Annotated in this window: 15 protein-coding genes and 3 tRNA genes; 14 read left to right on the top strand and 4 right to left on the bottom strand. The window is 54.2% G+C overall.

The window, feature by feature from the left end; genetic code table 11:
- Window positions 1-12 precede the first annotated feature (12 nt).
- The 11 genes from ptsP to recD all read left to right on the top strand — a co-directional run bounded on the left by ptsP (window position 13) and on the right by recD (window position 17,858).
- Entirely contained in the window at window positions 13-2,259 is a 2,247-nt protein-coding gene (gene ptsP / locus FDW96_RS05320; RefSeq protein ID WP_042310784.1) for a phosphoenolpyruvate--protein phosphotransferase, read from the top strand.
- A gap of 189 nt (window positions 2,260-2,448) precedes the next feature.
- Window positions 2,449-3,324, top strand: coding sequence for a prolipoprotein diacylglyceryl transferase (lgt, locus tag FDW96_RS05325; RefSeq protein ID WP_137365310.1), 876 nt, complete (start codon window positions 2,449-2,451; stop codon window positions 3,322-3,324).
- Between the two features lie 6 nt (window positions 3,325-3,330).
- Window positions 3,331-4,125 carry a thymidylate synthase gene (gene thyA / locus FDW96_RS05330; RefSeq protein WP_137365311.1) on the top strand — a complete coding sequence of 265 codons (795 nt, stop codon included), beginning with the start codon at window positions 3,331-3,333 and terminating at the stop codon, window positions 4,123-4,125.
- Between the two features lie 183 nt (window positions 4,126-4,308).
- Window positions 4,309-4,779, top strand: coding sequence for a prepilin peptidase-dependent protein (locus tag FDW96_RS05335; protein ID WP_137365312.1), 471 nt, complete (start codon window positions 4,309-4,311; stop codon window positions 4,777-4,779).
- A complete protein-coding gene (locus FDW96_RS05340; RefSeq protein ID WP_061382383.1) occupies window positions 4,770-5,333 on the top strand; it encodes a prepilin peptidase-dependent protein in 564 nt (187 codons plus the stop codon). Before FDW96_RS05335 ends, FDW96_RS05340 begins: the two co-directional genes overlap by 10 nt.
- The gene (locus FDW96_RS05345) at window positions 5,330-5,737 is read left to right on the top strand and encodes a DUF2509 family protein (RefSeq protein WP_137365313.1); all 408 of its coding nucleotides are present in this window, start codon (window positions 5,330-5,332) and stop codon (window positions 5,735-5,737) included. The genes FDW96_RS05340 and FDW96_RS05345 overlap by 4 nt, the downstream gene beginning before the upstream one ends.
- The gene (locus FDW96_RS05350) at window positions 5,722-6,045 is read left to right on the top strand and encodes a prepilin-type N-terminal cleavage/methylation domain-containing protein (RefSeq protein ID WP_042310774.1); all 324 of its coding nucleotides are present in this window, start codon (window positions 5,722-5,724) and stop codon (window positions 6,043-6,045) included. The genes FDW96_RS05345 and FDW96_RS05350 overlap by 16 nt, the downstream gene beginning before the upstream one ends.
- Before the next feature lie 12 nt (window positions 6,046-6,057).
- Window positions 6,058-9,426, top strand: coding sequence for an exodeoxyribonuclease V subunit gamma (gene recC / locus FDW96_RS05355; RefSeq protein ID WP_137365314.1), 3,369 nt, complete (start codon window positions 6,058-6,060; stop codon window positions 9,424-9,426).
- Window positions 9,427-9,605: 179 nt separating this feature from the next.
- The gene (ptrA, locus tag FDW96_RS05360) at window positions 9,606-12,494 is read left to right on the top strand and encodes a pitrilysin (RefSeq protein ID WP_137365315.1); all 2,889 of its coding nucleotides are present in this window, start codon (window positions 9,606-9,608) and stop codon (window positions 12,492-12,494) included.
- A complete protein-coding gene (gene recB, locus FDW96_RS05365) occupies window positions 12,487-16,032 on the top strand; it encodes an exodeoxyribonuclease V subunit beta (RefSeq protein ID WP_137365316.1) in 3,546 nt (1,181 codons plus the stop codon). Before ptrA ends, recB begins: the two co-directional genes overlap by 8 nt.
- Window positions 16,029-17,858 (top strand): exodeoxyribonuclease V subunit alpha, encoded by a 1,830-nt coding sequence (gene recD, locus FDW96_RS05370; protein ID WP_137365317.1) that lies wholly within the window; start codon window positions 16,029-16,031, stop codon window positions 17,856-17,858. The genes recB and recD overlap by 4 nt, the downstream gene beginning before the upstream one ends.
- Before the next feature lie 44 nt (window positions 17,859-17,902).
- Here the strand turns inward: recD and argA are convergent, their stop codons facing one another.
- Complete coding sequence (argA, locus tag FDW96_RS05375; protein ID WP_061382378.1) at window positions 17,903-19,234, bottom strand: amino-acid N-acetyltransferase; 1,332 nt, start codon at window positions 19,232-19,234, stop codon at window positions 17,903-17,905.
- A gap of 234 nt (window positions 19,235-19,468) precedes the next feature.
- On the opposite strand from argA, the gene amiC reads away from it, so the two are divergent.
- Window positions 19,469-20,722 carry an N-acetylmuramoyl-L-alanine amidase AmiC gene (gene amiC, locus FDW96_RS05380; protein ID WP_042310761.1) on the top strand — a complete coding sequence of 418 codons (1,254 nt, stop codon included), beginning with the start codon at window positions 19,469-19,471 and terminating at the stop codon, window positions 20,720-20,722.
- Window positions 20,723-20,797: 75 nt separating this feature from the next.
- Here the strand turns inward: amiC and FDW96_RS05385 are convergent.
- From FDW96_RS05385 to FDW96_RS05395, 3 genes are all read right to left on the bottom strand, one after another.
- A tRNA-Met gene (locus FDW96_RS05385) sits at window positions 20,798-20,874 on the bottom strand.
- Between the two features lie 151 nt (window positions 20,875-21,025).
- Window positions 21,026-21,102: transfer RNA gene (locus FDW96_RS05390), tRNA-Met, on the bottom strand.
- Window positions 21,103-21,150: 48 nt separating this feature from the next.
- Window positions 21,151-21,227: transfer RNA gene (locus FDW96_RS05395), tRNA-Met, on the bottom strand.
- A gap of 205 nt (window positions 21,228-21,432) precedes the next feature.
- On the opposite strand from FDW96_RS05395, the gene mltA reads away from it, so the two are divergent.
- Complete coding sequence (mltA, locus tag FDW96_RS05400; protein WP_042310759.1) at window positions 21,433-22,530, top strand: murein transglycosylase A; 1,098 nt, start codon at window positions 21,433-21,435, stop codon at window positions 22,528-22,530.
- Between the two features lie 64 nt (window positions 22,531-22,594).
- Window positions 22,595-23,401 (top strand): tRNA cyclic N6-threonylcarbamoyladenosine(37) synthase TcdA, encoded by an 807-nt coding sequence (tcdA, locus tag FDW96_RS05405; protein ID WP_042310757.1) that lies wholly within the window; start codon window positions 22,595-22,597, stop codon window positions 23,399-23,401.
- The last annotated feature ends 72 nt before the right edge of the window (window positions 23,402-23,473 follow it).

Below are 23,473 nucleotides of genomic sequence, written 5' to 3' on the forward strand. Positions count from 1 at the left end.
GCTACGCAAATTATGCTCACCCGCCTGCGCGAAATAGTCGAAAAGGTGGCCAGTGCTCCGCGTCTTAATGAGGCGCTTAATATACTGGTTACCGACATCTGTCTTGCGATGGATACAGAGGTCTGCTCGGTCTATCTGGCCGATCACGACCGACGTTGTTATTACCTCATGGCGACACGGGGTCTGAAAAAACCCCGTGGTCGCACTGTCGCACTCGCGTTTGATGAAGGTATCGTTGGCCTGGTTGGCAGGCTGGCGGAACCTATCAACCTCGCCGATGCGCAAAAACATCCCAGCTTTAAATACATCCCTTCGGTAAAAGAAGAGCGCTTTCGTGCGTTCTTAGGCGTACCGATTATTCAGCGTCGTCAGCTCTTGGGTGTGCTGGTGGTGCAGCAGCGTGAATTACGTCAGTACGACGAAAGCGAAGAGTCTTTCCTGGTGACGCTCGCCACGCAAATGGCGGCCATACTTTCCCAGTCGCAACTGAATGCGTTGTTCGGCCAATATCGGCAAACGCGTATCCGTGCATTGCCTGCTGCTCCCGGTGTAGCCATTGCCGAAGGCTGGCAGGATGCGACGCTACCGCTGATGGAGCAGGTTTATCAGGCTTCAACGCTGGATCCCGTGCTCGAACGTGAGCGGCTGACCGGCGCGCTGGAAGAAGCGGCGAACGAATTCCGCCGTTACAGCAAGCGTTTTACCGCCGGGGCGCAGAAAGAAACGGCGGCGATCTTTGATCTCTACTCGCACCTGCTTTCCGATACCCGTCTGCGCCGCGAACTGTTTGCGGAAGTGGATAACGGCTCGGTGGCTGAGTGGGCCGTTAAAACGATCATCGAAAAATTTGCCGAACAGTTTGCCGCGCTGAGCGATAACTACCTCAAAGAGCGGGCCGGAGATTTACGCGCGCTGGGCCAGCGTCTGCTATTTCATCTTGACGACTCGATCCAGGGACCGAATGCCTGGCCGGAACGTTTTGTGCTGGTGGCGGATGAGCTTTCCGCGACCACGCTGGCGGAACTTCCCCAGGACCGGTTAGTCGGCGTGGTTGTCCGGGACGGCGCAGCCAACTCTCATGCGGCAATTATGGTGCGTGCGCTGGGTATTCCTACCGTCATGGGGGCAGATATCCAGCCGTCAGTGCTACACCGGCGAACGCTGGTGGTGGATGGTTATCGAGGCGAAGTTCTGGTCGATCCGGAACCGGTATTGGTCCAGGAATACCAGCGTCTTATCAGCGAAGAGATTGAGCTGAGCCGCCTGGCGGAAGATGACGTCAATCAGCCGGCGCAGTTAAAAAGCGGCGAGCGCGTGAAGGTAATGCTCAATGCGGGTCTCAGCCCGGAACATGAAGAGAAGCTGGGCAGCCGGATCGATGGCATTGGTCTGTATCGCACAGAAATACCTTTCATGCTGCAAAGCGGTTTTCCTTCGGAAGAAGAACAGGTTGCGCAGTATCAAGGGATGCTGCAAATGTTTAACGACAAGCCAGTGACTCTGCGGACGCTGGATGTCGGGGCCGATAAACAGCTGCCCTATATGCCGATCAGTGAAGAAAACCCATGCCTTGGCTGGCGAGGGATCCGCATTACGCTCGATCAACCGGAGATCTTTTTGATCCAGGTCCGGGCCATGCTGCGTGCGAACGCGGCAACCGGTAACCTGAGCATTTTGCTGCCGATGGTGACCAGTATTGATGAAGTGGACGAAGCGCGACGCCTGATTGAACGCGCCGGACGTGAAGTGGAAGAGATGATCGGTTACGCAATCCCGAAACCGCGCATCGGCATCATGCTGGAAGTTCCGTCGATGGTGTTTATGCTGCCGCATCTGGCTAACCGGATAGACTTTATCTCGGTCGGAACCAACGATCTTACCCAATACATTCTGGCCGTCGATCGTAACAATACGCGGGTGGCCAGCATTTATGACAGCCTGCATCCGGGGATGCTACGTGCGCTGGCGATGATTGCGCAGGAAGCTGAAAGAAGCGGTATCGACTTGCGCTTATGCGGTGAAATGGCGGGTGACCCGATGTGCGTGGCCATTCTGGTCGGCCTGGGTTTCCGTCATTTGTCAATGAATGGTCGATCCGTGGCCCGCGTGAAATATCTGCTGCGCCATATTGATTTTGGCGAGGCGCAAACGCTGGCCCAGCGCAGCCTGGAAGCGCAGATGGCGGCAGAAGTACGCCATCAGGTGGCGGCCTTTATGGAGCGCCGTGGCATGGGGGGATTGATTCGCGGGGGATTGTAGGCCTGATAAGCGTAACGCTATCAGGCATTATGGGGGTAAAGATTACCTATACAGATCTTTTACATCTTCCCGGCATCCGCTGCGATCCCCTTGTGCTATCATTCGCACCTTTGGAGCGCCTGCATTATGCAGGCGCGCTTATCAATTGCTGTCTGACTTCAGCGAAATAACAAGAACTTGTGGTGACAGATGACCAGTAGCTATCTGCATTTTCCGGATTTCGATCCGGTCATTTTCTCAATCGGACCCGTCGCGCTTCACTGGTACGGCTTGATGTATTTGGTGGGTTTTATTTTCGCGATGTGGCTGGCGACGCGCCGTGCTAATCGGCCGGGTAGTGGCTGGACTAAAAATGAAGTAGAAAACTTACTGTATGCAGGCTTCCTCGGGGTTTTCCTCGGTGGGCGTATTGGTTACGTACTGTTCTATAACTTCCCATTGTTCCTCGATAATCCGCTGTATCTGTTCCGCGTCTGGGATGGCGGCATGTCCTTCCACGGCGGGCTTATCGGTGTGATTCTGGTGATGATTATCTTCGCCAAACGCACCAAACGTTCGTTCTTCCAGGTTTCTGATTTCATCGCTCCGCTGATCCCGTTTGGTCTGGGAGCAGGGCGTCTGGGCAACTTTATCAACGGTGAACTGTGGGGACGCGTCGACCCGAATTTCAAGTATGCCATGCTATTCCCGGGCTCCCGTACCGAAGATATTTTACTGCTGCAAAGTAACCCGCAGTGGCAGTCTATTTTTGATACCTACGGCTCGCTGCCGCGTCACGCATCTCAGCTTTATGAGATGGCGCTGGAAGGGGTTGTGCTGTTTATCATTCTTAATCTGTACATCCGTAAACCGCGCCCGATGGGCTCGGTGTCCGGTCTGTTCCTGATTGGTTATGGCGCGTTTCGTATTATCGTCGAATTCTTTCGCCAGCCGGACGCACAGTTTACCGGCACCTGGGTGCAGTACATCAGTATGGGACAGATCCTCTCTATCCCGATGATTGTCGCAGGCATTATTATGATGGTTTGGGCGTATCGCCGTAGCCCACAGCAACACGTTTCCTGAGGAACCATGAAACAGTATTTAGAACTGATGCAAAAAGTGCTGGATGAAGGCACACAGAAAAACGACCGCACCGGAACCGGAACGCTTTCCATTTTTGGTCATCAGATGCGCTTTAATCTGCAGGAAGGGTTCCCGCTGGTTACGACTAAACGCTGCCATTTACGCTCGATCATTCATGAGCTGCTGTGGTTTTTGCAGGGTGACACTAACGTTGCCTACCTGCATGAAAACAATGTCACAATCTGGGACGAATGGGCGGATGAAAACGGTAATTTAGGCCCGGTTTATGGCAAACAGTGGCGCGCGTGGCCAACGCCGGACGGCCGCCATATTGACCAGATCACCACGGTGCTAAACCAGCTGAAAAATGACCCGGATTCTCGCCGCATCATCGTTTCGGCGTGGAACGTCGGTGAACTGGATAAGATGGCGCTGGCGCCGTGCCATGCTTTCTTCCAGTTCTACGTGGCGGATGGCAAGCTCTCCTGCCAGCTGTATCAACGTTCATGCGATGTGTTCCTCGGTCTGCCGTTCAACATTGCCAGCTACGCCTTACTGGTACACATGATGGCGCAGCAGTGCGACCTTGAAGTGGGCGATTTTGTCTGGACCGGCGGCGACACGCACCTGTACAGCAATCATATGGATCAAACGCATCTGCAGCTTAGCCGTGAACCGCGCGCGTTGCCGAAGCTGGTCATCAAACGTAAGCCTGAATCTATCTTTGATTATCGTTTCGAAGATTTCGAAATTGAAGGCTACGATCCGCATCCAGGTATTAAAGCGCCAGTAGCTATCTAACCGGGCTTGATGTTGTCATAACCGACGCCTTCGCGCGTCGGTTTTTTTGTCTGTCATTCCATTCTTCGGCGCCGGTTCCTGAAATATTGCAACGCTCTGCAACGCGTCAAATATTCCTCGTAGCTCGCCGTAGAAACCGAATTTCCCGCTCGTTATTCATTTTCCTCGCGCCATACTGGCGGCATGAAAAAACAACAAGGCTACACGCTTCTCGAAACCCTGATTGCGATGCTGATTGTCGCGGCGCTTGGCGCGTCCGGGTTGTATGGTTGGCAGTACTGGCAACAACAACAGCGCCTGTGGCAGACAGCCTGTCAGGTGCGGGATTACCTGCTGCAACTACGTGAAGATGCTAACTGGCGTAACCGCGATCACGTCATCAGCGTGATGCGGGATGGCACATCCTGGTGTCTGGTCAGTTCTGCGGCTTCACAAGGTGGGTGTAAACCGACTTCACCCCTGGTGTTTGCACCGCTATGGGACGATGTCGAAATGGCAGAGATAACACCTTCACTGGCCTTTTTTGGGCTGCGCAATACGGCATGGGCTGGACATATTCGCCTGAAAAATGCGACAGGGGAATGGCGCGTGATGGTGTCAGGCTGGGGGCGAATCAGACTTTGCGAACGCGATGAGGCCAGGTCATGTCAGTAAACGAGCGGGGTTTTTCACTGCTGGAGGTGCTCATTGCTATGGCGATCACCAGCATTTTACTGCTTAGCGCTGCGCGATTTTTACCTGCTCTGCAGCGAGAGATCCTGCGCAACACGCGCCAGTTAGCGCTGGAAGATGAAATATGGCAGCGGCTCTATACCGTGGCAAAACATCTTCAGCGGGCAGGGTATTGCCGGGGAACCTGTGTCGGAGAGGGACTGGTGATGTCGGCTAAGGGCGACTGTGTCATTGCCCGTTGGGATGCCAACGGTAACGGCGTTTGGGAGAATAGTCCCGCGAAAGAGGCTGATGTCATCGGATTTCGTTTACAGGACAAAGTACTGGAGACCCTGCGGGGAGCAACTGGTTGTAATGGAAAAGGGTGGGAGAAAATGACCGATCCGGCCACCATTCAGATTGAGGCATTTCAGGTTGAGCGCGTGAATATTCGCGGATTTCAACCACTCCTTACGTTGCGTTTGCGTGGAGTGAGCAACGTCGAACCACAAAAAGTCATTGAAGCCTTTTACAGTGTGACAGGTTTCAACCTGTGAATAGTGAGCGAGGTGTTTCATCCCTGGCGATGGTTCTGCTATTGCTGGTGCTTGGCAGCCTGTTACTGCAGGGGGTTAGCCGACAAGAAGCGAGTTTTGCATCGCGTGTTACATCGGAAAGTCGGTCTTTGCAGCGGCAGGCGGTAGTGCAATCGGCTATCGAATGGGGACGCATGCAGTCCTGGGGCTTACAACCGACGGTACAGTGTCGGCGTTATACCGGGCAGGATGTCGCGGTTTGCCTGCGACGACTTACTGAAAACTCCGTGCTGCTTATCGCTCATTATGAAGAGGTATCGCTATGGCGTCAGGGAGAGGTTATCGATGGCAATATCAAATTTTCGCCGCATGGCTGGAGCGATTTTTGTCCGTTAAAGGCGGTAGCGTTATGCCAGATCCCCTGAACAGACAACGTGGTTTTAGCCTGCCGGAAGTGATGTTGGCAATGGTGCTGATGATCATGGTTGTGACCGCACTATCGGGATACCAGCGGGCGTTGATGAACAGTTTTATCGTCAGAAACCAGTATCAGCAACTCTGGCGTCACGCCTGGCAACAAACCCAGCTGTATCCGTTTTCACCACCTGTGAACTGGCAGGTTAACCGAATGCAGACAACGGGAGCAGGATGTGTCAGCATCAGCGTTAAAATTTCTTCACCCCTGGGCAGGCAAGGTCAAATGACACGTCTGCATTGCCCGAACCGTCAGTAGTCAGGAGCCGCTATGTTAAGGGTCTATCACTCCAATCGTCTGGATGTGCTGGAAGCGTTAATGGAGTTTATCGTTGAGCGCGAGCGGTTGGACGACCCCTTTGAACCGGAAATGATCCTGGTGCAAAGTACCGGTATGGCGCAGTGGCTACAAATGACCCTTGCACAGAAATTTGGTATCGCCGCCAACATCGATTTCCCGCTGCCCGCGAGTTTTATCTGGGATATGTTTGTGCGCGTGTTGCCGGATATCCCGAAAGAGAGCGCGTTCAGCAAACAGAGCATGAGCTGGAAGTTAATGACTCTGCTGCCGCAGTTGCTGGATAACGATGACTTCGCACTGCTGCGACACTATCTGACGGACGACACCGATAAACGTAAGCTGTTTCAACTCTCCGCACGCGCGGCGGACCTTTTCGATCAGTATTTAGTTTATCGCCCTGACTGGTTAACTCAGTGGGAAGCGGAGCGCCAGATTGAAGGACTCGGCGAGGCTCAGGCATGGCAGGCACCGTTGTGGAAAGCACTGGTGGAATACACCGCTGAACTGGGCCAACCGCGCTGGCATCGTGCCAATTTATATCAGCGATTTATTCACACCCTGGAAAATGCGTCTGAATGTCCGCAGGGGCTGCCTTCTCGCGTCTTTATTTGCGGAATTTCGGCGCTACCGCCGGTTTACCTGCAGGCATTGCAGGCGTTGGGTAAGCATATTGATATTCATCTGCTATTTACCAACCCTTGTCGCTACTATTGGGGTGACATTAAAGATCCCGCCTGGCTGGCAAAGCTGCTGGCGCGTCAGCGTCGGCACAGTTTTGAAGAACGTCACCTGCCGCTGTTTCGTGATACTCAGAATGCGGCAGGATTGTTTAACAGTGATGGTGAGCAGGACGTAGGCAACCCGATGTTAGCCTCGTGGGGCAAGTTGGGACGTGATTATATTTATCTGCTTTCAGAACTGGAAAACAGCCAGGAGCTGGATGCGTTTGTCGATATAACCCCAGACAATCTTTTGCATAACATTCAGTCGGATATTCTCGAGTTACAAAGCCGGGCCGTGGCGGGCGTTACGCTGGACGAGTATTCCCGGAGCGACAACAAACGGCTGCTTGATGCGAACGACACCAGCGTGACTTTCCATGTCTGCCATAGCCCTCAGCGTGAAGTGGAAATTCTTCATGACCGACTGCTGGCAATGCTGGAAGCAGATCCCACGCTGACGCCGCGCGACATTATCGTGATGGTGGCGGATATCGACAGCTATAGCCCGTTCATTCAGGCGGTTTTTGGCAGCGCGCCAGCCGACCGTTACTTACCCTATGCGATTTCCGACCGTCGGGCACGCCAGTCCCATCCCGTCTTACAGGCCTTTATCAGTCTGCTTTCGCTGCCGGATAGCCGTTTTGTTTCTGAGGATGTGTTGGCATTGCTGGACGTTCCCGTACTGGCGGCGCGTTTCAACATTGATGAAGAAGGTCTGCGCTATCTTCGTTTGTGGGTCAATGAATCAGGTATTCGCTGGGGAATTGACGACGATAACGTGCGCGAGCTGGAACTGCCGCCAACGGGTCAGCATACCTGGCAATTTGGTTTAACGCGCATGCTGCTCGGCTATGCGATGGAAAGCGCCCAGGGCGAGTGGCAATCGGTATTGCCCTACGATGAGTCGAGCGGTTTGATTGCCGAGCTGGTAGGGCATCTGGCCTCGTTGCTGATGCAGCTTAATCTCTGGCGTCGTGGACTGGCGCAGGAGCGCCCGCTGGAAGAGTGGCTACCCGTTTGTCGGGACATGCTTAATGATTTCTTCCTGCCGGATGCGGATACCGAAGCGGCGATGACGCTGATTGAACAGCAGTGGCAGGCAATTATTAGTGAAGGACTGGGGGCTGAGTATGGTGATGCCGTACCGCTTTCCTTGCTACGTGATGAGCTGGCGCAGCGTCTCGACCAGGAACGCATTAGCCAGCGCTTCCTGGCGGGGCCTGTTAACATTTGTACGCTGATGCCGATGCGCTCCATTCCTTTTAAGGTTGTGTGTCTGCTGGGTATGAACGATGGCGTTTATCCGCGTCAGCTTGCGCCGCTGGGCTTTGATCTGATGAGCCAAAAACCGATGCGGGGCGATCGCAGCCGTCGCGATGATGACCGTTATCTGTTCCTCGAAGCGTTAATTTCGGCGCAGCAAACGCTCTACATCAGCTACATTGGCCGCTCAATTCAGGACAACAGCGAACGCTTCCCGTCGGTATTAGTGCAGGAACTGATGGATTACATCGGGCAAAGCCATTATCTGCCGGGCGATGAATCGTTGACCTGCGATCAAAGCGAGGCCAGGGTAAAAGCGCACATTACCCGTCTGCATACCCGCATGCCTTTTGACGCACAAAACTATCAGCCCGGCGAACAGCAAAGCTACGCCCGGGAGTGGCTGCCTGCGGCGAGCTTGTCAGGAAAAGCGCACACGGATTTTGTGCAGCCTCTCCCCTTTGAAATGCCAGCCACGTTAACGCTGGAAACGCTACAGCGTTTTTGGGCTCATCCGGTACGGGCCTTTTTCCAGATGCGTTTGCAGGTCAACTTTCGCGCTGAAGAAAGTGAGATCCCAGAAACAGAACCTTTTGTTCTGGAAGGATTAACTCGCTATCAGCTTAATCAGCAATTGCTTAACACGCTGGTTGAAGAGAACGATGCTGAACAACTATTTCGCCGTTTTCGTGCGGCAGGCGTGCTGCCCTATGGGTCATTTGGTGAAATTCTGTGGGATACGCAGCGTCAGGAGATGCAGTCGCTGGCTGAACGCATTATCGCCTGTCGTCAGCCCTGTCAGAGTATGGAGATCGATCTTAACTGTAACGGCGTGCAAATCACCGGTTGGCTACCGCAGGTGCAAGAGGACGGTTTGTTGCGCTGGCGTCCATCTTTGATAAGCATTGCGCAGGGAGTGCAACTTTGGCTGGAACATCTTGTCTATTGTGCCAGTGGCGGTACGGGAGAGAGTCGGCTGTTCCTGCGTAAAGACGGAGAATGGCGTTTTCCGCCACTGCCGGAAGAACAGGCGCAGCTGTATTTGTCGCAACTCATTGAGGGATATCGGGAAGGCATGTCATCGCCATTGTTGGTATTACCGGAAAGCGGCGGCGCATGGATAAAAACCTGTTATGACGCTGCAAATGATGCCATGTTAGATGACGACGATACGCTGCAAAAAGCGCGCAGTAAGTTTTTGCAGGCTTATGAAGGCAACATGATGGTTCGTGGCGAAGGCGATGATATCTGGTATCAGCGCCTGTGGCGTCAACTGGATGCCGAGACGCTGGAACGCATTGTTTTACAGTCACAGCGCTATCTGTTACCGATTTTTCGCTTTAACCAGTCCTGATGGTTGTATAAAAATTGCGCAATTCGATAGCTTCCACTATGATGCGCATTCTGTCACGGACTGATTCTTACAAAGAGAAGATGCTGACTTGTTCAGCACAAAGTCTTGCCCTGTTCAGGCCACGTATTGATACGTGGTTTGCAGTGAACAGGTGAATACGTTAATGATGAGGTTTGTGAATGCCCCGCAGCACCTGGTTCAGCGCATTATTGTTGTTCGTCGCCCTTTGGGTTCCCGTAAGTCAGGCAGATACCGGTTGGCAGCCTTTAGCTGAAACCATCCGTAAAAGCGATAAAGATACCCGCCAGTATCAGGCCGTGCGCCTTGATAACGGCATGGTCGTGTTACTGGTATCCGATCCGCAGGCCGTGAAATCCCTTTCTGCACTGGTGGTACCTGTTGGCTCGCTGGAAGATCCGGACGATCATCAGGGGCTGGCGCATTATCTCGAACACATGTGTCTGATGGGCTCGAAAAAATACCCGCAGCCCGACAGCCTGGCTGAATTCCTGAAAATGCATGGCGGCAGCCACAACGCCAGCACAGCGCCTTACCGTACGGCTTTTTATCTTGAAGTCGAAAATGACGCGCTGGTGGGGGCGGTGGATCGACTGGCGGACGCGATCGCCGATCCGTTGCTGGATAAAAAATATGCCGATCGCGAGCGTAACGCGGTGAACTCCGAACTGACGTTGGCGCGTACCCGGGATGGGATGCGTATGGCGCAGGTCAGCGCTGAGACGATCAACCCGGCGCACCCTGGCTCGCGTTTCTCCGGCGGAAATCTGGAGACATTAAGCGATAAACCGGGTAACCCGGTGGTGCTGGCCTTACAAAAATTTCATGAAAAGTACTACTCCGCGAACCTGATGAAGGCGGTGATTTATAGTAATAAACCACTGCCAGAGCTGGCGCGGATAGCCGCTGATACTTTCGGCCGCGTACCGAACAGAAATATCGAAAAACCGGAAATCACCATACCGGTTGTCACCGACGCGCAGAAAGGCATCATCATCCACTATGTGCCGGCGATGCCGCGCAAAGTCCTGCGCGTTGAGTTTCGTATCGATAACAACAGCGCAAAGTTCCGCAGTAAAACGGATGAACTGATAACCTACCTGATTGGCAATCGTAGTCCTGGTACGCTGTCCGACTGGCTGCAAAAACAGGGGCTGGTGGAGGGCATTCGTGCCGATTCCGACCCGGTGGTTAATGGTAACAGCGGCGTGTTAGCCATTTCCGCAACGTTAACCGACAAAGGGTTGGCGAACCGCGATGAAGTTGTCGCGGCCATCTTTAGCTATCTCAATCTGTTGCGTGAGAAAGGCGTCGATAAACGCTACTTTAACGAACTGGCGCACGTGCTGGATCTCGATTTCCGTTACCCTTCAATCACTCGTGATATGGACTACGTGGAATGGCTGGCTGATACCATGATCCGCGTTCCCGTCGAGCATACGTTGGATGCGGTGAATATTGCCGACCAATATGATGCGCAAGCCATTGCGCAACGTCTGGCAATGATGACGCCGCAGAATGCGCGTATCTGGTATATCAGCGCGAAAGAACCGCATAATAAAACCGCTTATTTTGTCGATGCGCCTTATCAGGTGGACAAAATCAGCGACAAAACCTTTGCTGACTGGCAGCAAAAAGCGCAGGGAATTGCGCTGTCTTTGCCAGAGCTGAACCCCTACATTCCGGATGATTTCACACTGAACAAAGCGGATAAAAAATACGCTCACCCGGAACTGATTGTCGATGAGCCGGATTTACGGGTGGTGTATGCGCCGAGCCAGTATTTTGCCAGCGAGCCGAAGGCTGATGTCAGCGTGATCCTGCGTAACCCGAAAGCGATGGACAGCGCGCGTAACCAGGTATTATTCGCCCTGAACGACTACCTGGCGGGAATCGCGCTCGATCAGTTAAGCAACCAGGCATCGGTGGGTGGAATAGGTTTTTCGACCAACGCTAACAATGGTCTGATGCTTAACGCTAATGGCTACACTCAACGTCTGCCGCAGCTTTTTCAGGCCTTATTGAGCGGTTATTTCAGCTACACCTCAACGGATGAACAACTGGCGCAGGCGAAATCCTGGTACGCCCAGATGATGGACTCTGCGGAAAAAGGTAAAGCCTACGATCAGGCGATTATGCCGGTGCAAATGCTGTCTCAGGTGCCCTATTTCTCACGCGATGAACGTCGCGCGCTATTGCCATCCATTACGTTGCAAGAGGTGATGTCCTACCGCGATGCGTTAAAAGCGGGGGCGCGGCCTGAGTTCCTGGTGGTGGGTAATATGAGCAAAGCTCAGGCTACAACCATGGCGCAGGATATTCAGAAACAGCTTGGCGCGAATGGTTCGCAGTGGTGCCGGAACAAAGAAGTGGTCGTGGACAGGAAGCAGTCCGTCATCTTTGAGAAAGCGGGCAGCAGCACGGATTCTGCGCTGGCGGCGGTATTTGTGCCAACTGGCTATGACGAATACAGCAGTTCAGCCTACAGCGCCATGTTAGGGCAAATTGTTCAGCCGTGGTTTTACAATCAATTGCGTACTGAAGAGCAGTTAGGCTACGCCGTATTTGCTTTCCCGATGAGCGTTGGTCGTCAGTGGGGGATGGGGTTCCTGTTACAAAGCAGTGATAAGCAACCGTCTTACCTCTGGGAGCGTTATAAAGCATTTTTCCCGACGGCAGAAGCGAAGCTGCGGGCAATGAAACCTGAAGAGTTTGCACAAATTCAGCAGGCGATCATTGCGCAAATGCTACAGGCGCCGCAAACGCTGGGGGAAGAAGCCTCACAGTTAAGCAAAGATTTTGATCGCGGCAATATGCGCTTCGATTCACGTGATAAAATAGTGGCTCAGATTAAACTGCTGACGCCGCAAAAACTTGCCGACTTCTTCCATCAGGCGGTGGTTGAGCCGCAAGGCATGGCGATACTGTCACAGGTTTCCGGCAGTCAGAACGGGAAAGCAGAATACGTGCGCCCGGAAGGCTGGAAAGTGTGGCAGACCGTCAGCGCGTTGCAGCAAACCTTACCCCTGATGAGTGACAAGAATGAATGATGCCGCTGAGTCCCTTGATCCACTGCGCTTGCCCCTGACGGGCGAGCGCCTGATTGAAGCCTCTGCGGGCACCGGTAAAACCTTTACCATCGCCGCCCTGTATTTACGTTTACTGCTTGGACTGGGCGGCTCTGCCGCCTTTCCACGTCCTCTGACCGTCGAAGAACTGCTCGTGGTCACCTTCACCGAGGCGGCCACCGAAGAGCTGCGTGGCCGAATTCGTAGCAACATTCATGAGCTGCGCATTGCCTGTCTGCGCGAAACCACCGACAACCCGCTATATGCTCGTTTGTTAGATGAAATAGCCGATAAAAAACAGGCCGCCCAGTGGCTGCTATTGGCTGAGAGACAGATGGATGAAGCGGCGGTGTTTACCATTCATGGTTTTTGTCAGCGCATGCTCAGCCTCAACGCCTTTGAGTCAGGCATGCTGTTTGAACAGCAACTGATTGAAGACGAATCACTGCTGCGTTATCAGGCGTGCGCGGACTTCTGGCGGCGGCATTGCTATCCGTTGTCCCGCGACATTGCGCAGGTTATTTTTGAAACGTGGAAAGGTCCTCAGGCGCTATTGAGTGATATCAATCGCTATCTGCAGGGTGAAGCGCCGGTAATCAAGGCTCCGCCGCCAGATGACGAAACGCTGGCCTCCCGGCACGAACAAATTCTCGCCCGCATTAACCTGATTAAGCAGCAATGGCGTGATTCCGTTGATGAGCTTGACGGTCTGCTGGAAGCCTCCGGGATCGACCGGCGTAAATTTAATCGCGGTAACCAGGGTAAGTGGATCGAAAAGATCAGCGCATGGGCGCAGGAAGAAACCCAGAGTTACCAGCTTCCTGACGCGCTGGAGAAATTTTCACAGCGTTTTCTGCAAGAGCGCACCAAAGCGGGTGGCGTAACGCCTCAGCACCCGCTTTTCGTCGCCATTGATGAACTGCTTAGCGAACCGTTAACTCTCCGCGATCTGGTGATTACCCGGGCGCTGGCGGAAATCCGCACCGCGGTTGCCGAAGAGAAGCGCCGACGCGGCGAGCTTGGCTTTGACGATATGCTCAGCCGTCTGGATGCGGCGTTGCGCAGTGAAAGCGGCGATGCGCTGGCGACGGCTATCCGTACCCGTTTTCCGGTCGCGATGATCGATGAATTTCAGGATACCGATCCGCAGCAGTACCGCATATTCCGCCGGATCTGGCAGCATCAGCCAGAGACCGCGCTGCTGCTGATTGGCGATCCCAAACAGGCTATTTATGCGTTTCGCGGCGCGGATATCTTCACCTATATGAAGGCGCGCAGCGAAGTCAGCGCACACTATACGCTCGACACCAACTGGCGTTCTGCCCCCGGCATGGTCAATAGCGTGAATACGCTTTTCAGCCAGATGGACGACGCCTTTATGTTCCGCGAAATCCCCTTTAGCCCGGTAAAATTTGCAGAGAAAAACCAGTCGCTACGGTTTGTTTTACACGGTGAAACACAGCCCGCAATGAGTATGTGGCTGATGGAAGGGGAAAGTTGTGGCGTTGGTGACTACCAGAACTACATGGCGCAAGTGTGCGCAACGCAAATTCGCGATTGGCTTAAGGCCGGACACTCTGGTGATGCGCAACTGGTGAGCGGTAAAGCATCCAGGCCGGTACGCGCCTCAGACATCAGCGTACTGGTTCGTAGCCGCCAGGAGGCGGCGCTGGTCCGCGATGCCCTGACGCAACTGGCGATTCCCTCCGTCTACCTTTCCAACCGTGACAGCGTATTTGAAACGCTGGAAGCGCAGGAATTGCTGTGGATGCTGCAAGGAGTGATGACGCCGGAACGGGAAAACACGCTGCGTAGCGCGCTGGCGACCTCAATGATGGGGCTGAATGCGCAGGATATTGAAGCATTAAATAACGACGAGAATGCCTGGGATGCGGTAGTTGAAGAATTCGATGGCTATCGTCAAATCTGGCATAAACGCGGCGTCATGCCGATGCTGCGTGCGCTGATGACAAACCGCCAGATTGCGGAAAATCTGCTGGCGACGGCAGGGGGCGAACGCCGCCTGACTGATATTTTACATATCAGCGAACTGCTCCAGGAAGCGGGATCGAAACTGGAAAGCGAGCATGCGCTGGTGCGCTGGTTGTCCCAGCATATTCTTGAACCGGACAGCAATGCGTCCAGCCAGCAGCTCAGACTGGAAAGCGACAAGCATCTGGTACAAATCGTGACTATTCATAAATCGAAAGGGCTGGAATATCCGCTGGTCTGGCTGCCGTTTATCACGAATTTCCGCGTCCAGGATCAAGCGTTCTACCACGATCGCAGCTCCTTTGAAGCGGTACTGGATCTCAGTGACGCCAGGGAGAGCGTTGAGCTGGCAGAGGCTGAACGCCTGGCGGAAGACCTGCGCTTGCTCTACGTTGCGCTAACCCGTTCGGTATGGCACTGCAGCCTTGGCGTTGCGCCGTTGGTACGTCGTCGGGGCGATAAAAAAGGGGATACCGATGTGCATCAGAGCGCCCTTGGCCGTCTGTTGCAAAAAGGTGAGCCAATGGATGCCGTGGGTCTGCGTGGCGCGATTGAAGCGCTGGGTTGCGACGATATTGCCTGCCTGACGCCAGGTCAACCTGACGGTGAGCGCTGGCAGGTTGCGCAGCCGGTCAGCGCCACATTGAGTGCGAGAACACTGCAACGCACCCCCGGCGATGGCTGGCGCGTGACCAGTTATTCCGGCCTGCAACAGCGCGGACATGGAATCGCGCAGGATCTGATCCCGCGCCTGGATGTTGATGCCGCAGGCGTTGGCGAGGTCATTGCGGAGTCAGGACTCACCCCGCATCAATTTCCGCGCGGCGCCTCGCCGGGCACGTTTTTGCATAGCCTGTTTGAGGACCTTGATTTTACCCAACCGGTAGATCCGCGTTGGGTCGAGGAAAAACTGGCCTTGGGCGGTTATGACGCGCATTGGACGCCGGTTTTGACCGCATGGCTGGACGCTATTTTGCAGGCGCCTCTTAACGAGACGGGCGTCAGTTTGAGCCAACTTTCCGCCCGTGAAAAACAGGTGGAGATGGAGTTTTATCTGCCGATTTCGCAGCCGCTGATGGCCAGCCGACTTGATGCGTTGATCCGTAAATACGATCCGCTCTCAGCGGGCTGCTCTGCGTTGGATTTTATGCAGGTACGCGGCATGCTAAAAGGGTTTATTGACCTGGTGTTTCGTCATCAGGGGCGTTATTACCTGCTTGATTACAAATCTAACTGGCTGGGTGAAGACAGCGCAGCCTACACGCAGCAGGCGATGGCCTCAGCCATGCAGGCGCATCGCTACGACCTGCAATATCAACTTTATACCCTGGCGCTGCATCGCTACTTACGCCATCGCATTGCTGATTATGACTATGAACGCCATTTTGGCGGCGTTATCTATCTTTTCCTGCGCGGCGTTGATGGCGAGGATCCGCAGCAGGGAATTTACGCCACCCGACCAGACGGAGAATTGATCGCTTTGATGGATGAGATGTTTGCTGGTGCGGAGCTGGAGGAGATGTCATGACAATCCAGAAACGATTACTGGAAGCCGTTGAACAAAAACAGCTCCGGCCTCTGGATGCCCAGTTTGCGCTGGCAGTGGCCGGAAATGGTAATCCTGCGGTTGCGCTGGCTGCGGCATTGCTCAGCCGCGAAGCGGGAGAAGGGCACGTCTGCTTACCGCTTTCGCGATTATCCTTACGCGAAGATGCTCATCCTTTGTTAAGCGCCTGGCTTGCTGAGATGGGCGAGCCTGAAGACTGGGCGGAATGTTTGCTGGCCTCCGGGGCAGTAAGCCGTGGCGAGCAACCGACCCCGCTGGTGCTGTACGGCGATCGCCTGTATCTGAACCGCATGTGGCATAACGAACGCGCGGTGGCGCGTTTTTTCAGTGAAGTTAACCACGCTATTGAGGTGGATGAACAACGGCTGACCGACACGCTGGAGGCACTGTTTCCATCATCGGAAGGCGTTAACTGGCAAAAGGTGGCCGCTGCTGTGGCGCTGACCCGCCGTATATCAGTGATCTCCGGCGGACCGGGTACTGGAAAAACGACAACGGTCGCGAGGCTTCTGGCGGCGTTGATCCAGATGGCGGACGGTGAACGCTGCCGTATTCGTCTGGCGGCGCCTACGGGAAAAGCGGCTGCGCGTCTGACCGCCTCGCTGGGAGCGGCGCTGCGAGAACTGCCGCTTACCGATGAGCAAAAGAAACGCATTCCCGATGATGCCAGTACGCTGCATCGGTTATTAGGCGCTCAGCCTGGCAGCCAGCGCCTGCGTCATCACGCGGGGAATCCGCTGCATGTGGATGTGCTGGTGGTGGATGAAGCCTCGATGATTGATTTGCCGATGATGTCGCGCCTTATCGATGCCCTGCCATCGCACGGGCGGGTGATTTTTCTTGGCGATCGTGACCAGCTTGCCTCCGTCGAGGCGGGGGCGGTGCTCGGGGATATTTGTGCTTTTGTCAGCGAAGGATTCACCCCGGAACGTGCCCGGCAGCTTAGTCGCCTGACCGGTAGCGCTATTCCGGCGGGAACGGGTACCCAGGCGGCGGCGTTGCGTGACAGCTTGTGTCTGCTGCAAAAAAGCTACCGTTTTGGCAGTAACTCTGGGATCGGTCAATTGGCCGCTGCGATTAATCGCGGTGACAAAGCTGCGGTAAAAACGGTTTTCCAGCAGGGATTCAGCGATATCGAAAAACGCACGTTACACAGCAGTGAAGATTACGCCGCGATGCTGGATGAGGCGCTGGCCGGTTATGGGCACTACCTGGATTTACTGCACGAGGGCGCCGCGCCGGATGCCATTATTCAGGCCTTCAATGAGTATCAGCTGTTATGCGCTTTGCGGGAAGGCCCGTTTGGCGTTGGCGGTTTGAATGAACGCATTGAGCAGGTGATGGCGCAAAAACGTAAAATTCGCCGTTCGACGCACAGTCGTTGGTATGAGGGAAGGCCGGTGATGATTTCGCGCAATGACAGTTCGCTGGGGTTATTTAACGGTGATATTGGCATTGCCCTCGAGCGTGGACAAGGGTTGAGGGTGTGGTTTGCGCTGCCGGACGGTTCGATTAAGTCGGTGCAACCCAGCCGCTTGCCTGAGCATGAAACCACTTGGGCGATGACGGTACATAAATCGCAGGGATCTGAGTTTGACCATGCGGCGTTGATTTTACCCAGCCAGCATTCCCCTGTGGTTACCCGCGAGCTGGTCTATACCGCCGTAACCCGCGCGCGCCGCCGTCTGTCGCTGTATGCCGATGAACGAATATTGGGCGGGGCAATTGTCATGCGTACCGAACGCCGCAGCGGGCTATCAGCATTATTTAATGATGGCCTGATGTAGCTGTAGGCCGGATGAGGCTGTTATGCCGCATCCGGCAACTACTCTTACCCCAAATCCGCCATCAGCACTTTTGAGCGCCGCTGATAGTTGTACATCTCTTTCTTGCTTTCCGGCAGCAGGTCGATATCCACTGGCGTGAAGCCACGCTCCTGGAACCAGTGGATGCTGCGGGTGGTCAGTACGAACAGCTTACTCAGCCCCATTTGCCGGGCCTGCGCGGCGATCCGCTCCAGCAATACTTCCCCGCGTGACGAACTACGGTAGTCCGGATGTACCGCCACACACGCCATTTCGCCAATCCTCTCTTCCGGGAAAGGGTACAGAGCGGCGCAGGCGATAGTCAGGTTATCGCGCTGAATAATGGTGAATTTGTCGATCTCCATTTCCAGTTGTTCGCGGGAGCGGCGGACCAGAATGCCTTGTTGTTCCAACGGACGGATGAGCTCCAGAATGCCGCCGATATCGTTAATGGTGGCGCGGCGAATTTGCTCGGCGCTTTCCATCACGATTTGCGTACCGATGCCATCGCGGGAGAACAGTTCCTGCAGCAACGCGCCATCTTCCTGATAGCTGATCAGGTGGCAGCGGCGTACGCCACTGCGACAAGCTTTCACCGCACCGCGCAGGAAGCGCACCGTGCCTGAGCTGTAGTCACCTTTCTCTTCCTGTGACTCGACGCGCGCCTGGGCTTCGTTAGGGAACAATTCGGAAATAATATCGCCATCATCGTTGGTGACCCCCTGGGAGGAGCAAAAACCAATCATTTTCTCCGCTTTCAGTTTGATAGCCAACTGCGTGGCGACCTCTTCTGACGTCAGATTGAAGCTCTCACCGGTAACGGAAACGGCGACTGGTCCCATCAGGACTATCGCGCCACTGTCCAGTTGACGGTGAATGGCCTCTTCATCAATACGACGAATACGCCCGCTATGGCAGTAGTCCACGCCGTCATCAACGCCCAGCGGCTGGGAGATAATAAAATTCCCGCTGACCACATTGATATGCGCACCCTGCAATGGCGTATTATTCAGGCTCATCGACAGGCGGGCTGTAATATCAAGCTGAAGTAATCCCGCAGCCTGTTTGACCAGCTCCAGCGTTTTAGCGTCGGTGACGCGCGTATTTTTGTGGTACACCGGTTCATGATGATGCGCCGCAAGATTGGCATCAATCTGCGGTCGTGCGCCATAGACCACGACAAGGCGGATGCCGAGGCTATGAAGAAGCCCAATGTCATTGACGATACTGGAAAAGTTTTCATGCTCGATGGCTTCGCCGCCCAGCATAATGACAAACGTTTTTCCCCGATGGGTATTGATATAGGGAACAGAATGGCGGAATCCCTGTACCAGTTCGGTTCTACGCTCCTTCACCACGGCACACCCTCATTGCATGATTATTCGTAATTTGTGTATTTTTATTCTGTTTTGGCGCCGTGCGCAAGCGTAATTTTTACTCATGCAGCAGATTTTTTTCAGTAATGCCGTGAATATAAAAAGAATGTTTACCCTTTTATAGATGACAGATTATGCGTCATTCGCTAAAGTTTCCGGTCAATTCGGATGTTTTACGTATTACTTCAATAAAGATTTCTTTTGCTCGGGAGAAGCATGTCGGGATCCAATTCAGCAATTAGTCGCCGTCGTTTACTGCAAGGTGCGGGTGCTATGTGGCTTTTAAGCGTCAGTCAGGTCGGTCTGGCTGCCGTGAGTCAGGTCGTTGCCGTACGTATCTGGCCCGCGTCCAGTTATACCCGCGTCACGGTGGAATCCAACCGTTTGCTGAAATACAAACAGTTTGCCCTGAGTAATCCTGAGCGTGTGGTTGTCGATATTGAAGGCGTTAATTTGAACTCGGTGCTTAAGGGCATCGGCGCGCAAATTCGTCCTGACGATCCCTATATTAAGTCGGCGAGAGTCGGGCAATTTGACCCGCAGACCGTGCGGATGGTGTTCGAGCTGAAACAGAATGTGAAGCCGCAACTCTTTGCCCTGGCTCCCGTAGCCGGTTTTAAAGAGCGTCTGGTCATGGATCTTTATCCTGCCAATGCGCAGGATGTTCAGGACCCGCTGCTGGCGTTGCTGGAAGATTACAACAAGGGCGATCTGGATAAACAGGTGCCGCCTGCGCAAAGTGGTCCGCAGCCGGGTAAAGCGGGGCGCGATCGTCCGATTGTCATTATGCTGGATCCCGGGCACGGTGGAGAAGACTCCGGTGCGGTGGGGAAATACAAGACGCGTGAAAAAGATGTGGTACTGCAAATTGCCCGTCGCCTGCGAGCCCTTATTGAGAAAGAGGGCAACATGAAGGTCTTTATGACGCGTAATGAAGATATCTTCATTCCGCTTAAAGTCCGCGTGGCGAAAGCGCAGAAGCAGCGTGCAGACCTGTTTGTCTCTATTCACGCCGATGCCTTTACCAGCCGGCAACCCAGCGGCTCATCGGTGTTTGCGCTCTCCACGAAAGGGGCGACCAGTACCGCAGCAAAATATCTGGCCCAAACCCAGAACGCCTCGGATCTCATCGGTGGCGTTAGCAAAAGCGGTGACCGTTATGTCGACCACACCATGTTCGATATGGTGCAATCGCTGACCATCGCCGACAGCCTGAAGTTTGGCAAAGCGGTGCTGAATAAGCTCGGTAAAATTAACAACCTGCATAAGAATCAGGTTGAGCAAGCCGGGTTCGCGGTGCTGAAAGCGCCGGATATTCCCTCTATCCTCGTGGAAACGGCATTTATCAGTAACGTCGAAGAAGAGCGAAAGCTGAAGACGGCAACCTTCCAGCAGGAAGTGGCGGAGTCGATTCTGGCAGGGATTAAAGCCTACTTTGCCGATGGCGCGACGCTGGCGAGAAGGGGATAACAAAAAAGCGCTGAAAAGCGCTTTTTTTTACGAACGACAGATACAAAAAAACACCCGTTAAGGTGTTTAATATGTTGGTTGCGGGGGCCGGATTTGAACCGACGACCTTCGGGTTATGAGCCCGACGAGCTACCAGGCTGCTCCACCCCGCGTCCGTCTTTTTGCTTCGTATTTCAAACCACATCTGCGTTGGCTTTCCTCGTTCACCTCAGTCACTTACTGGAGTAAGCTCCTAAGGATTCACTGCGTCGCCGCCTTGCTGTGATTCGAACTACTTTGCAAAAATATTGCAGCAAATATGATTGGTTGCGGGGGCCGGATTTGAACCGACGACCTTCGGGTTATGAGCCCGACGAGCTACCAGGCTGCTCCACCCCGCGTCCGTCATTACTCTTCCATCGAGTAACGTTACTGCTTCTGATTTTAATTGGTTGCGGGGGCCAGATTTGAACTGACGACCTTCGGGTTATGAGCCCGACGAGCTACCAGGCTGCTCCACCCCGCGTCCGTGGATGCGCACTATACTCTGCTCGCATTTTCATGCAACCCTTTTTTCACCTTGATCACGTTTTAAGGGTGAAAATGAACAAAAACAACGTATTCTGGATTATTTTTTGCGCAAAATTTGCGTTCGGGTATGCATACGCATTTCATTAGGTACGGGGGTTTGTTATCTTCGTCTCGCATTCAGGCAACATAAGACGAGAATAATGAAAGGACGTTGGGCAAAATATCTTCTGGCGGGAGCTGTCGTTGCGATGCTCGCCGCGTGTTCCTCAAAACCCACCGATCGTGGGCAGCAGTATAAAGACGGGAAATTTACCCAGCCTTTCTCTTTGGTGAACCAACCTGATGCGGTTGGCGCGCCAATCAATGCCGGTGATTTCGCCGAGCAGGTTAATCAAATTCGCAGCGCTTCGCCGCGTTTGTACGGTAACCAGAGCAACGTCTACAACGCTATCCAGCAATGGTTACGTGCGGGCGGTGATACGCGCAGCATGCGTCAGTTTGGTATTGACGCGTGGCAAATGGAAGGGGCGGACAACTACGGTAACGTCCAGTTTACGGGTTATTACACGCCGGTTATTCAGGCGCGCCACACGCGTCAGGGTGAGTTCCAGTATCCTATCTACCGCATGCCGCCAAAACGCGGGCGTTTACCCTCTCGTGCCGAGATCTACGCAGGCGCGCTAAGCGATAATTACATTCTGGCGTACAGCAACTCCCTGATGGACAACTTTATTATGGATGTTCAGGGCAGTGGCTATATCGATTTTGGCGACGGCAGCCCGCTTAACTTCTTTAGCTATGCCGGGAAGAACGGCCATGCCTATCGCAGTATCGGGAAGGTGTTGATCGACCGTGGCGAAGTGAAAAAAGAAGATATGTCGATGCAGGCCATTCGCCACTGGGGAGAAACGCACAGCGAGGCCGAAGTGCGTGAGCTGCTGGAGCAGAACCCATCGTTTGTCTTCTTTAAGCCGCAATCTTTTGCGCCGGTGAAAGGGGCCAGCGCGGTACCGCTGATTGGCCGTGCATCCGTGGCTTCTGATCGCAGTATCATTCCTGCGGGTACCACGTTACTGGCGGAAGTTCCCTTGCTGGATAATAACGGTAAGTTCACCGGTCAGTACGAACTGCGCCTGATGGTGGCGCTGGACGTGGGCGGTGCGATTAAAGGCCAGCACTTTGATATCTATCAGGGCATTGGCGCTGACGCCGGACATCGTGCCGGGTGGTATAATCACTACGGCCGCGTGTGGGTGCTGAAAACAGCGGCCAACGCGGGTAACGTGTTCAGCGGTTAATTGCCTGATGGCGGCAGCGCCATCCGGCAGTCATACTGCTCGGTATTAATGAATTTGAGGTTCTATGTCTGTGGTTATCAGTGACGCCTGGCGTCAGCGTTTTGGCGGCACGGCGCGGCTGTATGGCGAAAACGCGCTGCAGTTATTTGCCGGAGCGCATGTTTGCGTGGTCGGGATTGGCGGTGTGGGATCGTGGGCGGCGGAAGCGCTGGCGCGTACCGGCATTGGCGCGATTACGCTCATCGATATGGATGATGTTTGCGTTACCAATACTAACCGTCAGATCCATGCGCTGCGCGATAACGTTGGTTTAGCGAAAGCTGAGGTGATGGCGGAACGTATCCGCCAGATTAACCCGGAGTGCCGGGTGAACGTGGTCGATGATTTTGTTACGCCAGATAACGTTGCTGAATATATGAATGCGGGATTTTCGTATGTCATCGATGCCATTGATAGCGTGCGCCCGAAAGCGGCGCTCATTGCGTACTGTCGGCGCAATAAGATTCCGCTGGTAACCACCGGCGGTGCGGGCGGGCAGATCGATCCGACGCAGATTCAGGTGGTTGATCTGGCAAAAACCATTCAGGATCCGCTGGCGGCCAAGTTGCGTGAGCGGCTGAAAAGTGATTTTGGCGTGGTGAAAAACAGTAAAGGCAAGCTGGGCGTGGACTGCGTGTTCTCGACCGAGGCGCTGGTTTACCCGCAGGCAGATGGCTCGGTGTGTGCCATGAAGGCGACGGCGGAAGGGCCGAAACGTATGGATTGCGCCTCAGGGTTTGGCGCCGCCACCATGGTGACGGCTACCTTTGGCTTTGTTGCTGTTTCCCATGCGCTGAAGAAGATGATGGCGAAAGCGGCGCGCCAGAGTTGATTGTGTCGGATGGCGCTATGCTTATCCGACCTACGGTTCGTACGGTGTTGTAGGCCGGATAAGACGCATCAG

The sequence above is a fragment of the Citrobacter sp. TBCS-15 genome (assembly GCF_005280815.1).
GTDB classification, from domain to species: Bacteria; Pseudomonadota; Gammaproteobacteria; order Enterobacterales; family Enterobacteriaceae; genus Citrobacter; species Citrobacter werkmanii.

Excerpts from the sequence above, each read along its gene's own strand:
- ptsP (WP_042310784.1), top strand. The coding sequence starts at position 13 with ATGCTCACCCGCCTGCGCGAAATAGTCGAAAAGGTGGCCAGTGCTCCG.
- lgt (WP_137365310.1), top strand. The coding sequence starts at position 2,449 with ATGACCAGTAGCTATCTGCATTTTCCGGATTTCGATCCGGTCATTTTC.
- thyA (WP_137365311.1), top strand. The coding sequence starts at position 3,331 with ATGAAACAGTATTTAGAACTGATGCAAAAAGTGCTGGATGAAGGCACA.
- FDW96_RS05335 (WP_137365312.1), top strand. The coding sequence starts at position 4,309 with ATGAAAAAACAACAAGGCTACACGCTTCTCGAAACCCTGATTGCGATG.
- FDW96_RS05340 (WP_061382383.1), top strand. The coding sequence starts at position 4,770 with ATGTCAGTAAACGAGCGGGGTTTTTCACTGCTGGAGGTGCTCATTGCT.
- FDW96_RS05350 (WP_042310774.1), top strand. The coding sequence starts at position 5,722 with ATGCCAGATCCCCTGAACAGACAACGTGGTTTTAGCCTGCCGGAAGTG.
- recC (WP_137365314.1), top strand. The coding sequence starts at position 6,058 with ATGTTAAGGGTCTATCACTCCAATCGTCTGGATGTGCTGGAAGCGTTA.
- ptrA (WP_137365315.1), top strand. The coding sequence starts at position 9,606 with ATGCCCCGCAGCACCTGGTTCAGCGCATTATTGTTGTTCGTCGCCCTT.
- recB (WP_137365316.1), top strand. The coding sequence starts at position 12,487 with ATGAATGATGCCGCTGAGTCCCTTGATCCACTGCGCTTGCCCCTGACG.
- recD (WP_137365317.1), top strand. The coding sequence starts at position 16,029 with ATGACAATCCAGAAACGATTACTGGAAGCCGTTGAACAAAAACAGCTC.
- amiC (WP_042310761.1), top strand. The coding sequence starts at position 19,469 with ATGTCGGGATCCAATTCAGCAATTAGTCGCCGTCGTTTACTGCAAGGT.
- mltA (WP_042310759.1), top strand. The coding sequence starts at position 21,433 with ATGAAAGGACGTTGGGCAAAATATCTTCTGGCGGGAGCTGTCGTTGCG.
- tcdA (WP_042310757.1), top strand. The coding sequence starts at position 22,595 with ATGTCTGTGGTTATCAGTGACGCCTGGCGTCAGCGTTTTGGCGGCACG.